Source organism: Methylobacterium sp. Leaf361 (assembly GCF_001424445.1).
GTDB lineage: Bacteria > Pseudomonadota > Alphaproteobacteria > Rhizobiales > Beijerinckiaceae > Methylobacterium.
Genome location: NZ_LMPY01000078.1, coordinates 289,261 through 302,952, shown reverse-complemented (window position 1 = coordinate 302,952; position 13,692 = coordinate 289,261). Strand labels below are relative to the sequence as shown.

Annotated in this window: 11 protein-coding genes and 1 pseudogene; 5 read left to right on the top strand and 7 right to left on the bottom strand. The window is 69.1% G+C overall.

The window, feature by feature from the left end; translation table 11 throughout:
• Nucleotides 1–688, top strand: a pseudogene (locus ASG32_RS30940) (transposase); the annotation flags it as partial.
• Between the two features lie 227 nt (nt 689–915).
• Here ASG32_RS30940 and ASG32_RS30935 read toward each other — a convergent pair.
• The 5 genes from ASG32_RS30935 to ASG32_RS30920 form a co-directional block, all read right to left on the bottom strand.
• Entirely contained in the window at nt 916–1,320 is a 405-nt protein-coding gene (locus tag ASG32_RS30935; RefSeq protein WP_020095910.1) for a response regulator, read from the bottom strand.
• Between the two features lie 313 nt (nt 1,321–1,633).
• A complete protein-coding gene (locus tag ASG32_RS34670) occupies nt 1,634–1,810 on the bottom strand; it encodes a hypothetical protein (RefSeq protein ID WP_020095909.1) in 177 nt (58 codons plus the stop codon).
• Between the two features lie 158 nt (nt 1,811–1,968).
• On the bottom strand, nt 1,969–3,099 hold the full coding sequence (gene repC / locus ASG32_RS30930) for a replication initiation protein RepC (protein ID WP_056533803.1): 1,131 nt from the start codon (nt 3,097–3,099) through the stop codon (nt 1,969–1,971).
• 181 nt (nt 3,100–3,280) lie between these two features.
• Nucleotides 3,281–3,505 carry a hypothetical protein gene (locus ASG32_RS30925; RefSeq protein WP_020095907.1) on the bottom strand — a complete coding sequence of 75 codons (225 nt, stop codon included), beginning with the start codon at nt 3,503–3,505 and terminating at the stop codon, nt 3,281–3,283.
• 734 nt (nt 3,506–4,239) lie between these two features.
• Nucleotides 4,240–4,929: a sigma-70 family RNA polymerase sigma factor gene (locus ASG32_RS30920; protein WP_244492314.1), complete on the bottom strand. Its 690-nt coding sequence runs from the start codon at nt 4,927–4,929 to the stop codon at nt 4,240–4,242.
• Nucleotides 4,930–5,262: 333 nt separating this feature from the next.
• Here ASG32_RS30920 and ASG32_RS30915 point away from each other — a divergent pair, with 333 nt between their 5' ends.
• Nucleotides 5,263–5,622 carry a hypothetical protein gene (locus tag ASG32_RS30915; RefSeq protein WP_244492311.1) on the top strand — a complete coding sequence of 120 codons (360 nt, stop codon included), beginning with the start codon at nt 5,263–5,265 and terminating at the stop codon, nt 5,620–5,622.
• Nucleotides 5,623–5,707: 85 nt separating this feature from the next.
• Here the strand turns inward: ASG32_RS30915 and ASG32_RS30910 are convergent, their stop codons facing one another.
• A complete protein-coding gene (locus ASG32_RS30910; RefSeq protein ID WP_020095904.1) occupies nt 5,708–6,034 on the bottom strand; it encodes a helix-turn-helix transcriptional regulator in 327 nt (108 codons plus the stop codon).
• Between the two features lie 373 nt (nt 6,035–6,407).
• On the opposite strand from ASG32_RS30910, the gene ASG32_RS30905 reads away from it, so the two are divergent.
• From ASG32_RS30905 to ASG32_RS33150, 3 genes are read left to right on the top strand one after another with little or no spacing between them, the layout of a single operon-like run.
• The gene (locus ASG32_RS30905) at nt 6,408–8,171 is read left to right on the top strand and encodes a type I secretion system permease/ATPase (protein WP_056533798.1); all 1,764 of its coding nucleotides are present in this window, start codon (nt 6,408–6,410) and stop codon (nt 8,169–8,171) included.
• Nucleotides 8,172–8,174: 3 nt separating this feature from the next.
• Nucleotides 8,175–9,539 (top strand): HlyD family type I secretion periplasmic adaptor subunit, encoded by a 1,365-nt coding sequence (locus ASG32_RS30900; protein ID WP_056533796.1) that lies wholly within the window; start codon nt 8,175–8,177, stop codon nt 9,537–9,539.
• 38 nt (nt 9,540–9,577) lie between these two features.
• Nucleotides 9,578–12,496: a hypothetical protein gene (locus tag ASG32_RS33150; protein WP_082558122.1), complete on the top strand. Its 2,919-nt coding sequence runs from the start codon at nt 9,578–9,580 to the stop codon at nt 12,494–12,496.
• A gap of 232 nt (nt 12,497–12,728) precedes the next feature.
• Here the strand turns inward: ASG32_RS33150 and ASG32_RS35730 are convergent, their stop codons facing one another.
• Nucleotides 12,729–13,190 carry a sigma factor gene (locus tag ASG32_RS35730; RefSeq protein ID WP_082558121.1) on the bottom strand — a complete coding sequence of 154 codons (462 nt, stop codon included), beginning with the start codon at nt 13,188–13,190 and terminating at the stop codon, nt 12,729–12,731.
• Nucleotides 13,191–13,692 lie beyond the last annotated feature (502 nt).

Here is a 13,692-nt window from a genome sequence, read left to right as displayed (position 1 = left end):
TGGCTGGAGCAGAACGAGGGCGCCAAGTTCTGGTTGCGGGTCATGAACGAGCTCAGGAACCGCGGCGTCGAGGACGTGCTGCTTGCCGTGGTCGATGGCCTGAAGGGCTTCCCCGATGCGATCCGGGCGGTGTTCCCCGAGGCGCTGGTCCAAACCTGCATCGTCCACCTGCTGCGCCACAGCCTCGACTTCGTGTCCTACAAGGACCGCAAGCTCGTGGCGGGTGCGCTGAAGGACATCTACCGCGCGCTCGATGCCGCGGCTGGCGAGGCGGCGTTGGCGGCCTTCGAGACAAGCGAATGGGGTCGTCTACCGCGCGCTCGATGCCGCGGCTGGCGAGGCGGCGTTGGCGGCCTTCGAGACAAGCGAATGGGGTCGGCGCTACCCAGCCATCGCCCAGAGCTGGCGACGGGCCTGGGGCGAGGTGGTCCCGTTCTATGCCTTCCCCGGCGAGGTGCGCCGGATCCTGTACACGACCAACGCCATCGAGGCCCTGAACGCCACGCTGCGCCGGGCTGTGCGCGCCCGCGGTCACTTCCCGACCGACGAGGCCGCGCTGAAGCTGCTCTACCTGGTCTTGAACCGCTCCGAGAAGGCGTGGAAGATGGGGCCACGTGAGTGGGTCATGGCCAAGGCGCAGTTCGCCGTCATCTTCGGCGAGCGCTTCACCCGGGCCATGGCGGCCTGATGTTCAACCCGCCGCCCGCACACGGAATTCCTGACAGTCCCCGAGTGGGTCATGGCCAAGGCGCAGTTCGCCGTCATCTTCGGCGAGCGCTTCACCCGGGCCATGGCGGCCTGATGTTCAACCCGCCGCCCGCACACGGAATTCCTGACAGTCCCAACCTCGCCGTGATGCGGCCCGTCGTCGACGGCGCATCTCTCCCGCGCCGGCGCACGCTGGGCTGGCCACCGTCAATGCGGCACGGACCCTACGCCCCGCGCCGCCAGCACAGCCCCCAGCGCGCCGGCCAGCCCCTCCGGTGTGAACGGTTTGCGCAGGTAGCGAGCGCCCATCGGCATCTGCTCCTCGGCCGGCCAAGCCACACCCGACACGATCAGGATCGCCAGTTCGGGCCAGCGCGCCGCGACGGCTTTGGCCAGGGTGAAGCCACTCAAGGGCTCGCCTGCCAAGTCCACGTCCGCGACCATGGCCACAAGTTCGGGACGGGCCGCCAGATGAGCCTGGGCGGCTTCGACAGTGGCGGCCTCCGCGACTTCGTATCCCGCGTCGCGAAGGGCTGCAGCCGCATCCATGAGCTGCACGGGATTGTCCTCGACAATCAGAACAGCGCGTTGCGACGCGACGGCGTCTGCCATCCTGGATCTCCACACTTCGTCGCCGCAGTAACGCAGTTGATCCCGATTGCGTCCCACACAAACCTGTTCGATGGGGACCGGGTTCGGGGCGATCACGCGCCGAACCCCTCTGCACCGAGAGCGCCGGGTGCCGCGGAACCTGCCCGGCCTCCTGGCGGAACGGCACTGCAGGCGCCCGACCAATCCGGTATCGCTCACCGACACGTCACCGCGGCGGTCTTCGGAGAAGCGAGGGCGCCTGCCCGGCCCCTCGATGACCGCAGCGTGCCTGGAGCCGGGAAGGGATCGGACTCTTCGCGTGGTGGTCGGCGCGCTAGACCCGGATCTCCTCGATGGCGAGTCCACCGGCCCGGAGATGGTCGGGGATGTCGGAATGATCGTAATACCCCGCCTCGTGGGCCATGGCGTCGAGGGCAGCGAGCGGGTCAGGCGCCGAGCCCGTCCAGAGGATGGCGCCCGTCACCTCGTGCCGGATCTGAAACACCTTCACCGCAAGCCTCCCATGTTCAATGGCCGCGCAAGCGTAGCGTGAGTTCCGGGATCCGGAGCCTACCTACATCGGTCAGGATCCGGGTGCCCGGATTCGCTGCCGCGGCGTGGCGCATCTGCAGGGCTCCGCGGTCCGGGGTGGGTGACGTTCGCCCGAGGTCACGTCATCTTCCTCCTGCGCATCGCCATGAGCTCGGCTTCGAGCCCGTAGCGACCTTCGGAACACAGGCGGACGAGCTGCCTGAAGTAGCCGCCTGGGTTCTTGATGCGGATCTCACCCCGGCGCACGTCGTCGTCGTGGAGCTGCGCGACGATCAGCACGAGCACCGAGGCCCGGAACGGACCGAGGGCTTCGCAAGCCTCGCTCCAGGCCGACGGATGCGCGCCGATTCCGCCCCGCATCAGCCGGCCGATCTCGATGACATCCGCTTCCGTTCTGAGGGTGACGCCGAATTCGGCAGCGACAGGGCAAGCAGCCGCGACGAGTGACGGTTCGGGCCTACGGGTCGGCTCAGGCTCCTTCTTGGGAGCCTTTGCACAAGGATCGGTAGGAGATCCGGTGTCTTGTTCTAAGTGACGGCCGGAATTGCCGGCAGAGGCGGCTTGATAGAACCGATCCTCCGCCATGACTTGCAGTTCTCCCCAGGCGTCGAGGACGACGTCAGGGCCCACGCCGGAAGCGCGTCTCCTCGGCGTGCTGCACTCCAGGGCCTCCTGCGCCGCGAGCAGATCGGCTGCATCCGTCGCCGGGAAGCGGGCGCGCAGGGCAGCGAGGGCCTCCGACACCGCGCGGCGACGAACGGTCAGGAGATCGAACGCGCGGCTTCGCTGAGCGTCCCTCGCGGTGGCTTCCATGATCGCGGTCGCCCATTCTCCCTTCCGGGCGACGATGGGAGTCAGGTCGAAACCGTACGCGTCGATGACGGCGCCGCCCGGCCCGCGGATGGCGAAACGCTTGCCGTTCGCGCTGTCCCGAGGTGTGATGACCTCCAGGGCCACGAGGTCGCGCAGGCCGTAGCGGAGCGCGCGCTCCGACAGCCCGGTCATCCCGCACAGGTGCTCGTTCGAGGGCCACACCACCAGGCGTTCCCAATCCTGCTCACCCCACACGGCGCAGAGCGCCGAGAGGATCGAACGCAGGGCAGGGCGCAGGTTCAGGGCCTTGGCCGCGTCCCGGCCCGCGGCCGAGAGCTCCCTGCGCGAGACCGTCCGCCCGTCTTCGAGCGCACGTCTCCGGCCGGCGAGCGCGGCGCGCGTGAGCGGCCGGCCACCGGAATGAACTGTCTCCACCTCGTCCGCCTCCTCTCAGGAGGCAAAGCGGGACCGTTCACCCCGAAGGGTGTTCTTGACGACGGCCTGGGGGAGGGGGCATAAAGGGGGTGCGAATCGCCTGTCGCGCCCCATCCCAGGGTATGTCAGGTCCAAAGGCCTCGAGGTTCCCGCCTCGGGGCCTTCTGCTTTGCCCGTTACATCATGCCGACTTCTCCTCGAAGGCAGACGCGAGCGCCCACTCGATCGCCTCGGTACGGCTCCTGAACCGACCGTTCTGGATCGCCTGGTCGATGACGGCCTTGACCGACGGCTTCAGCCACACGTTCTGCTGGGTCATGCCCTTCTGCTTCAGAGCCTCCCTGCGACGTGTCTGACGGCGCGTGTCCGCCGCCTTCAGCTCAGCCAGCCGTTCCTCTGCGGTCATCGGTCCCCGCCCGATTCTGCCAACGTGACTGTTCATGTGGACCGATTCTGCAAAGTGAGTCCAGCGGCGACCCGGATTCGTACGGGGATGGGTGAGTTTGTTAAGGGCGACCTGTTCCGCAGCGGCACCGGAGACCGCGCCGAGAGTCTCCGCGGCGAGGATGCCAGACGCGGCACTGCCCAATGGTCGGTGACGCCACGGCCGACCTTCGTGCGACACGGGCGGCGCGTGGAGGCGGAGCGTCCGTCGAGGTGCCCGGGGATGATCTCTGGCTCGGACCGGGACGAGCGGCCTGCTGCGGCGGCAGCGACCGGGACGGGCCCGAACCTTGCCGAAGCGCGGACTGAACCGCGGCGGTGTCCATCGACGATGGCGGCCGCGTGGTGCAGTCGCTGCTCGCGACACGCTCGTGCGACTTGAAGCGCGATGGGGGAGGGCGTCCCGCGGCGGTTTCGCGATCGCGATAGGGGCCGAGACGGCTTTGCCGGCCTGCGCCTGGCCTTTCCCCGGCCTTCGAGCGTGTCGATCGCCCGACCTCGTCTGTCTGCCCGGGCTATCCGTCCGACAAGGATGGTCGAGCCGTCGAGGTTCGACACCGGCCAGGACGGCGGGGGACCGTTCCCAGGTCGTCGCCCGTCAGGACTCGCCCCAGGGCGGAGCGCGGATGGGCACCTGTCTCAACCATGCAGGGGCCGTCGAGCGTGGAAAATCCGCTCTCGGTCAGGATGCCCGTCTCAGGCGAGATGCGCGACGAGCAAGGCCCGGGCGCGGCTCACCCGGCTCTTCACGGTCCCGGTCTGACAGCCCATCACCTCCGCGGCAGCCTCGTAGGTCAGGCCTTGGGCCCCCACGAGGAGCAGGGCCTCACGCTGCAGTTCCGGCAGCTTGCCGATATGGGACCAGACGATCTGCAGATCGGACCCGTGCTCCTGGGCTGCGGGCGCCGTGAGCTGCGCCGCGGCGGCACCGTTCACGTCCTCGATCTCGCGCTTTCGCTTGCGGCACTCGGTGTAGAACTGGTTGCGCAGGATGGTGCAGAGCCACGCCTTCAGGTTCGAACCTGGGATGAACAGGTCCTGGCGCGCCCAGGCTCGGAGCACAGTCTCCTGGACCAGATCGTCGGCGCGCGAGGCATCGCCGACGAGCGAGAGGGCGAAGGCGCGCAGGCCGGGCAGCGTTTCGGTCAGGCCCTCGCGAAACGCGGTGGCATCGTCCTGGCGCGGCCCCTCCAGCGCTGCATCGAGCCGCGCGACGAGGTCCAGCAGACGCGGCGGTGTCTGTGCCCGTGTCACGGCCTCGTAGGCGGCGCGCAGCTGCAGGCCGAGATGATCCCGCACACCGGTGGGCAGAATCGCGGGTTCCGGAGGGTCCTGTCGGCTCGGCCGATCGACTCCGCCGTCTTGAGCAACCAGCGTGTCCGTCAACTCACGTCCTCTCAAAGCGCTCGCCGCACGAACCGATCTCGGGCCGCCGTGAATCCCGCCTGACGAACCGGCGATCTGCAGCGGGCCATCCGGCGGGAGTGGCCCGACCACGCGCGTCATCGAGCGTCCACCCCTCCAGATAGGACCCGCCACCTGACTGTACAGTGAACATCTAACCCCGCAAGCGGCGGATCGTTCTCCGCGGCCTACGCGTTGGGGCACGCTTCCGTCCCTGGGGGGCGGACATGTTGAACCGAGAAGGAGCCGAAGATCATCGCGCGCGGAGGTGAACCCCGACGTGGTCTGAGGCCGAGCGAGGAACGACGGATCGAGGTGAACGAGTCACGTCGGCGAGAGGCGCGCGTTCGCCGGCAGACTGTGAGCTGCGTGCGCGGGGCGGCTGTTGCCGGCCAGGTGAGGATCTATTGGGCAACGTCGATGCCTCAGAATGTCGAATACTGGATCACGGACAGGCCGGACGGCCGCTTCGACGTTGTTGTCCAGCTCGAATCCGGCAAAATCTTTCGCCGCAGCGGGTGCATCTCGCGGACCGAGGCCGATACGTGGATCGAGGGATTGCGAATGCTGATGGCGGCGATCGGCGCGCCCGTATCGGCCGCCGACGTGACGTCTGACGACCCATCACCCCTCGGATCACAGACGGTGGACGGTGCGGACCACTCCACCTCCTGAGCTGCGCGGGCGGTCGTCTCCAGGCTGGAGCCGTCCCGCGCGCCTCGCGCATCCGAACGATCCGGGCTCGGGGAGCGTCGACGGCCTACGCCTCGTTGCCCTCAGGCTCCGCGCTCCGATCGCCGAACAGGATCTCGTGGGTGATCGGGTCGTAGAAGCGCATCACGTTCCGGACGAACGCTCTCGGCTCGATCGCCAGCGCCTCGGCCCACGCGCGGTACCGATCCGGAGGAATACGACCGCGCCCGGTCTCCAGCTGCGAGATGAAGGTGTAGTAATCCGCACCGACAAGAGCTGCGAGCTGTCGTTGCGACAGGCCGCGCGCCTCCCGCAGTTCCTTCAGATACCGTCCCCCCTCCCGACGCAGCTCCAGCACCTCCTCGGAGTCCAGGCGTTGCTGATGGGCATACACGGGGTTTCACCTTCCTGCCGACCGAAGCCACGCGGCGCGGCGCTTATACAGCAAACACCATATAGCTGGGACGGAGCCGCGCTGTCCAGATGCGCGGCGGCACCCGTCGTCCCCGCGTCCTCCCCGAACGGATCCCGTTGCTTGGCAACTACCTGAATAGCGCTATCATCCTGTAAGGAACGATTTGGAGAATGGCGCCGGATGCCCCACTACCGGTGCATGTCTCTGGATAGCGGCCCATGAAAGTCGAGAATCGCACGTACGATTGCCGCTCGCGGATCTGAGCGCCCGCGGGTCACTGACGCGAGCAGCACGGGAATCTGAGCCACCGGGTATCGCCGATCGTGCCGATCGATCGCAGGAAGAGGGCAGAATGGGCGATCCTTCGCTGCAATCGGCATTGACCATCGGCCTGCGCTCGCTCCGGCCGGTCCTGGCGACCGCCGTGGTGTTCGGGCTCTTCATCAATCTGCTGCTGTTCGTCAGCCCGCTCTACATGCTCCAGATCTACGACCGCGTGATCCCCAGCCGGAGTGAGACGACCCTGGCGGGGATCACGCTGATCGCGGCGTTCGGCCTGGCCGTCTACGCGATGCTCGAGATGCTGCGCGCCCGCCTCCTGGTGCGCGGCGGTGTGGTGTTCGATCAGAAAATCGCCACGCCGATCTTCGATGCCGCCCATCGCGGCACCTTGCTCAGGCCCGGCGCGCAGCACGATACGGCGCTGCGCGACGTGGACGTCCTGCGGGAGTTCCTGACCGGCGCCGGCATGCTGGCGTTCTGCGATCTGCCCTGGATACCGATCTTCCTGCTCGCCTGCTTCATCCTCCATCCCTGGTTCGGCTGGATGGCGCTGGTGGGCGGCGGCACGATCCTCGGCCTCACGCTGCTCAACGAGGTCGCCACCCGTCGGACGCTCGACGCCGCCAGTCAGGCCTCGCGCGAAGCGGGGCAGAGCGCCGCCACGGTCTTTCGGAATGGGGAGGTGCTGCAGGCCATGGGCATGGTCGCGTCCATGCGCGGGCTCTGGGGGCGCCGCCACGACGACGTCCTGGTCCTCCAGGCGCGGGCCAGCGATCGCGCGGGCCTGATCGTCGCGGCCACGAAGTTCGTCCGCATGCTGCTGCAGACCCTGGTGCTGGGCATCGGCGCGTATCTGGCGATTCACCGCGAGATCTCGGCCGGGTCGATGATCGCCGCGTCCATCATCATCGGCCGCACCCTCGCGCCGATCGAGGCGGTCGTCGGCAACTGGAAGGGGTTCACGGCGGCGCGGGCGAGCTACCGGCGATTGGTCGATCTCGTGGCCGTCGCCGGCTCGGAGACGCGCCGCCTCGTCCTGCCGCGGCCGCGCGGCCTGATCGAGGCCGAGACCATCTCGGTGGCGGCCCCCGGCGCGACGCGCCCCATCCTCAAGGCGGTGAGCGTCCGGCTCGAGCCCGGCAGCGTCGTGGGGATCATCGGCCCGAGTGCCGCCGGCAAATCGACGCTCGTTCGCGCGCTCACCGGGGTCTGGCCCTTGCTGGAAGGCACGGTGCGCATCGACGGGGCCGACCTGAACCACTGGGACAGGGCCCTGCTCGGGCAGCATGTCGGTTACCTGCCTCAGGACGTCGAACTGTTCGACGGGACCGTCGCGCAGAACATCGCGCGCTTCGCCGACCGGGACGACGCGCGCGTCATCGAGGTTGCCCAACGGGCTGGCTGTCACGCGCTGATCCAGTCGCTTCCGGAGGGCTACAATACGGTGATCGGGCGGGGGGGACACGGGCTGTCAGGCGGTCAGCGGCAGCGCATCGCTCTGGCCCGCGCCCTCTACGGCGAGCCGAGCCTGGTCGTGCTCGACGAGCCCAATGCGAGTCTCGACCAGCCCGGCGAGGCGGCGCTGATGCGCGCCGTCGCGGACCTGAAGCGATCCGGGACGACGGTGGTGCTGGTGACCCACAAGGTGAGCCTGCTGGAGGAGGCCGACCGTATCCTGCTCATGAGCGAGGGCCGCGTGCAGCTCTCCGGCACGCCCGAGCAGGTCCTCGCCCACGTCACCGGCCAGCGGCCGGTCCCGACCCTGGTGCCGCCCGTCGGCCCCGCGGCATCCCAGACCCGCCGCGGCTCCGACGAACAGCGGAGCGCGGGATAAGCGATGACCGTCACGCGCGCCGCGATCGCGAGCCCGTCCCCCGTGCGAAGAAGGTCCGATCGGGACCGGTCGGGCTCCGCCGACCTGACGAACTGGCGCGCGTACGCCGTCGCCGGCTACGCGCTCATCGTCGCGACGTTCGGGGTGGTCGGCACCTGGGCCGCCGTCGCGCGCCTCGACCGGGCGGTCATCAGTCCCGGGGTGGTGGTCGCGGAAGGCAGCCGCAAAGTGGTGCAGCACCTCGAAGGCGGCATCGTCCAGGAGGTGCTGGTCCGGGACGGCCAGGCGGTTCGCGCGGGCGACGTCCTGCTACGCATCGATCCCGTGCAATCGCGAGCCAGCAACGATCTGCTCCGCGGCCAGCTCGACGGGGCCCTGATCCTCGAAGCGCGCCTCCGCGCGGAGCAGGGCCAGGCGCAGGATCTGCTCCTGCCGCCGGAGATCGCGGAGCGGCGCGCCGAGCCGGCCGTCGCCGGCCTGATCGACGACCAGGCCAGCCAGCTGTCGGAGCGCCGCGCGTCCTTCCAGGCGCAGCTCGGCCTCATCGAGGCGCGGGTCACGCAGCTGAAGACGGAGATTTCCGGGCTGGCGGTCGAGAAGGCCTCGGGCGAGCAGCAGGTCGCCCTGATCCAGCAGGAGCTGGAGGGCCTGCGCGGCCTCCAGGAGAAGAACCTCATCCCGCTCTCGCGCGTTCTGATGATGGAGCGCGAGCACGCGCGCCTCCGAGGCGTGATCGGACGGTCCGTGGCGGAGACCGCCAAGGCGCAGAACGGCATCAACGAGGCGGGGATGCAGACCGCGCAGCTCAAGCAGAAGCTGCAGGAATCGCTGACCGCGCAGCTCCTCGACACGCGCCAGAAGATCGCAGAACTGCGCGAGAAACTCATCGTGGCCCGGGATGTCCTCCGTCGGCACGAGGTCCGGGCGTCGCATCAGGGCGTCATCCAGGGATTGAAGGTCTACACGATCGGCCAGGTGGTCCGCTCGGGCGAGCCGCTGATGGAGATCGTTCCGACGAACGACAGGCTCGTGATCAGCGTGCAGTTCGCGCCGAACGATCTCGAGGCGGTTCATGCCGGCATGCGGGCCGAGGTGAAGTTTCCGGCTTTTCAGACGCGCCGCATGTCGGCGATCTTCGGGACGTTGACGATGGTCTCCCGCGACCGCCTGATCGACGACGGCACCAAGCAGGCCTATTTCGCCGGCACCGTGGAGATCGACGACCATCAACTCCCGGACGACGTACGACCACGTCTCCTGGCGGGCCTGCCCGCCGAGGTCGTCGTCTCGGCCGGCGAGCGCACGGCGCTCGACTATCTGGTGGCGCCCTTCTTCGATGCTCTGGGACGCAGTTTCCATGAACGATAGAATCCGCTTCTCAGTCACTGTGCGGACGTGAGGTCCCGATGGGCGCGGTCATCTCGTTCTTCCGACCCGCAACGACGTGCCAGGGCGGCTGGTCGCAGCAGGAGCTCGCGGAATTCTACCGCGTCGAGGCCGCGCTGATCCGGGCCGGCCTGCAGATCGGCAGCGAGCAGGGCCTGAGCGACGAGGCGGACCCCTGGTTCGTCTTCTGCCGGCCGGATGGCGACGCCGTCATGCATTTCGCCAGGATCGACGGCAGCTACGTCATCGCGTCCGATGTCTTGGACAGCCCGATGCGAGGCAGCGACTTCCGCGCCCTCATCAACGAGATCGCCCGACGCTATCCCGAGCTTCTCCCGATCCCGCAGGATGCCCGCGGGACGAAGCTCTCGGTTCACCCGGCGGCGCTGCTCGCGGCTCTCGTCGCGGCTGCGGCCCTGAGCCTGTCGCCCGACGACGCCCGCGCGGATGACGGGGAGCGATCGACCGAGAGCGCGGCGCAGCCCCCTCACGCGGGCCACGCGCAACAGCACGGGCCGTCCGAAGCGCGCGACACGGGCGATGCCGATGAGCGCGACGGCCACCGTAAGCAGGTCGGGCTGATCGTGTTCTCGGCCATGGTCTTCGCGGCGGATGCCCTCGTCGACCACCCCGCACAGGGTATCGAGGCGACATCATACCTCGGCGCGCGGGGCGCCAGCAGCGCCGTCCCGGGTGACCAGGGCAGCCTGTCGCCGACGACGGGTGGAGCGGCGAGCCCCGTCCAGTCGGAAGGACCGCTCGGCACCGGCCGCCACGAAGGTCCCGCGAGCGGCGCGGCCGGTCTCGTAACGGCCGAGTCGGCCGCGGTCGCTGCTGCCCGATCTGACGCCGCCGATTTCGGGCTCATCGGCCTCAGAGACCCGGCCCTCGGCCATGGGCCGACCCGGGCAGGCGCGGAATCCGGATTTCAGCCGCTCGCGCGCGGCGCCGAGGCCAGCGCAGCCCTCGCAGCGGGTTCATCGTCGTCTCCGGATTCCAGATCGGACGGTGGCGCCGCGCCATCGGGGGACGCCGCGGCACGGGAACAGGGAGCCCCGTCGTCGAGCGCGACCGGTGAGGCGCCATCGCTGGCCCAGAGCGTGACCCCGACGACCGGTCACGCGGCATCCGAAGCTCCGCCAGCCCCGGTCAACGGGCTCAATGCTGCCGCACAGCCCGAGTTGAGACACGCGCAGCTCCCGGTCGAGGAGCGCTCCGGTAGCCCGGACAACGGTCTGCGAATGGGCGTATCGCCGGAGGCAAGGGGACGGCACGACGCGGTCGCGCATGCGGATCCTTCAGGCATCGGCGCAGGTGCATCCGAACGGGAGTTGCACGGCGCGGTCGGCGACCCCAGTGCAGCATCCGATCCGAGCCCGCGTCCAACAGCGGGCCTCGCGCAGGTCCGGGGGGAGGTCACCGATCAGGGCCGCGGTCAAGATGGCGACGGGCCTGGCCGAAGCGCCGATGCGCCAGGCCATCACAAGGACGCGGCGGCCGTTCCACTGGACGCGGCCGGCGGCGCGAGTCCGGATGAACCGCCGGGTCTGGCGCAGGCTCAGACAAGCACTGCCGATCCAGGCTCGACGCGGGCCGGCGAAGGTCCCGGCCGGAGTGCCGCTGCGCCGGGCCACCTCCGGGGCTCGGCGCCGCACGCCCAGGACAATGACGGTCAGGGCACGGACACCGGCACGCAATCAGCGCCGCCCTCAGCCACCGTGCAGGCGAGCGGCGCGGTGGCTGCGCACGCTCCGGCCGGCGAAAGCCCCGGCCGGAGCGCCGAGGCACCGGGGCCTCTCCAGGGCCCGGCAGGGCACGCACAGGATGCCGGCAGCCACGGCACGGCGGCCACCGATCCCACCCCCTCAGCTCCGGCAGCCAACCTGCAGATCGAGGCCAGAGCCGCCGAACCGGATCACAGGCAGGCTGGCGAGGGACCGGTTCGGAGCGGGGTGGCGCCGGAACATGTCCAAGACACGGCGCCGCACGCCCGGGATGCCGGCCATCACGGCTCGGCCGCCGACACGGATCCGGTCCAACCATCCGCGAGCGCGCAGACGCAGGCGGATGTTGCTGATCCCGGTCACGCGCGGGCCGGCGCTTCACCTGGCCGGAGCGCCGAGGCGCCGGGACATCTTCACGATACGGTACCACCCGCACAGGATAGCCGCGGTCACGGCTCGGCCACCGACGCGGACCCAGGTCCGCCGTCAGCCGGCACGCAGGCGCGCGCTGCCGATCCAGGCCACGGGCAGGACGATCGAAGCGGCGAGCCGCCCGGGCACCTCCAAGACGATGGACCGCACGCACAGGGTCCCGCCGTTCACAGCGCGGCTTCCAACGCGGACCCAATCGCTCCTTCGGCCAGCGCGCTGGCGGGGGTGAGAGCGGACGATCCAGGCCATGCTCAGACCGCCGACGGGCCCGGCCGCAGCGGCGAGGCTGCGGATCACGCCCGAGAGACCGAACCGCATCTGCGGAACTCGGACGGCTCCAACCCGGCAACCGGTGCGAACGCAGGCATCTCGCCGAGCGGCACGCAGGATCGAGCCGTCGGGGCGGATCCCAATCCCGCGAACCTCGACGCGGGCCCGCACCACACAGGTCACGGCACTGCCGTTGCGGCCGCGAACGTCGGCACCCCGGTGGCGTCAGACCAATCGCTCTCGCGCCAGGGATCGGGAGGCTCGACCGGCGTGAGCCGCGATCAAGAACCGTCAAGCGAGCCGAGTCCCCCGGCGAGCGGGGGCAGTCACGGTCCGAGACCGGCCGCCAGCATCGGCCCGAACGGCACCATCGAATTCGCGTCCGACAGCAAACCCGGCCCACCGGCCGGACCGAGCCACGCACCGGCTGACAGTGGCGTCCACGGAGACGTCGGCCTGATCGGGGTTTCAGATCACGGCGCCAACGCCCATCACTTCGACCTCCACTCCTGACGGGAAACCGAGGATCCGCGAACGGCAGGCATTCTCGTGAGTTCTCGACGGTGGCGCTCGACCGCCCTGAACTCGACCGGGGAGCGCGAGGCACTCGGACTGACGAAGAGCGGTTCATATCTCGACGCACGCAGCAGAGCGCGCGCGTCGATGATCGGCGTCGCCACATCCAGCACCGCCTCGTCAGACGACGTGGCCGTCGCCATTCGTCCTGCGAGAACGCTCCGCGGTTTCACCGGTCAGGATCGATGCGTCGCCCGTCGGGTGCAGCGTTGCCGACATCCGTCGGATCCGCTGTCTCACGCTTGGAGGGCGAGAGGCTGCTCCGCATGATGGTGAATGTCCAGGCTCGAAGATTGCTACGAGGACGAAAGCGATCCTGACGTATCCAAGCCCTGAGCAGCGTCTCTTGAACCAAGTCCTCAGCCTGATCGGCCGTCTTCGCCATCGACCCCGCGAATCGCTTCAGGTCGGGCAGCAACTCCACGAGGGCTGCCCGGAAACGGTCCGCGTCGAACGCCGGATCCCGATCGGCCGCCGCATTGAGATCCCCTGAATGCGGACGACGCAGATGGATCTTGTCGGGGCCGGACGCGGCAGGCGGACACTCTGGTCCGCCATCAGGCCTGAAGGACGGCGATCCAGCCCTATCACCGGGGACCGACCGTGAGCGCGTGTCCGGATGGCACGGCATGCGATGCTCGATTCCACACTGACCGGAGGCATTGTACAGCAGCATTATAATAGAGGTTTGCTGTACAGCCCTCAAGGCCGCGCCTTCGGCACAGCGCGGTCGTCGGTGCCGGGCGAACGACGACTGGCCGAGGCGTTCGGCACGACCGGTCGGGAAAGGCTCGGAGCAGGCAGATGTCCGGGATCAGTCGGCCCTCGCGCGACGCGGGGAACCGCCTTCGCGGTTGCGCACGATCTCTCGGCTGATTGGGATGGCCGTGCGGCCGATCGAACGCCCATCACCGAAGGTGACGTGGCTCAGAGAACTTGCACGGGGGCTGAGCGACCGATGAGATCAGGCGCCGGCTCTGGCGAGCGGGCGGCGTGTCCGGAGGCCGGATCGGTGTTCGTGTCGAGGGAATGGTGATTGCGATGGGCGGGTCTGGCGGCGACCGACTCTCCCGTGTCTTGAGACACAGTACCATGGGCGCTGGCGTGTTTAACGGCCGAGTTCGAGATGGGAT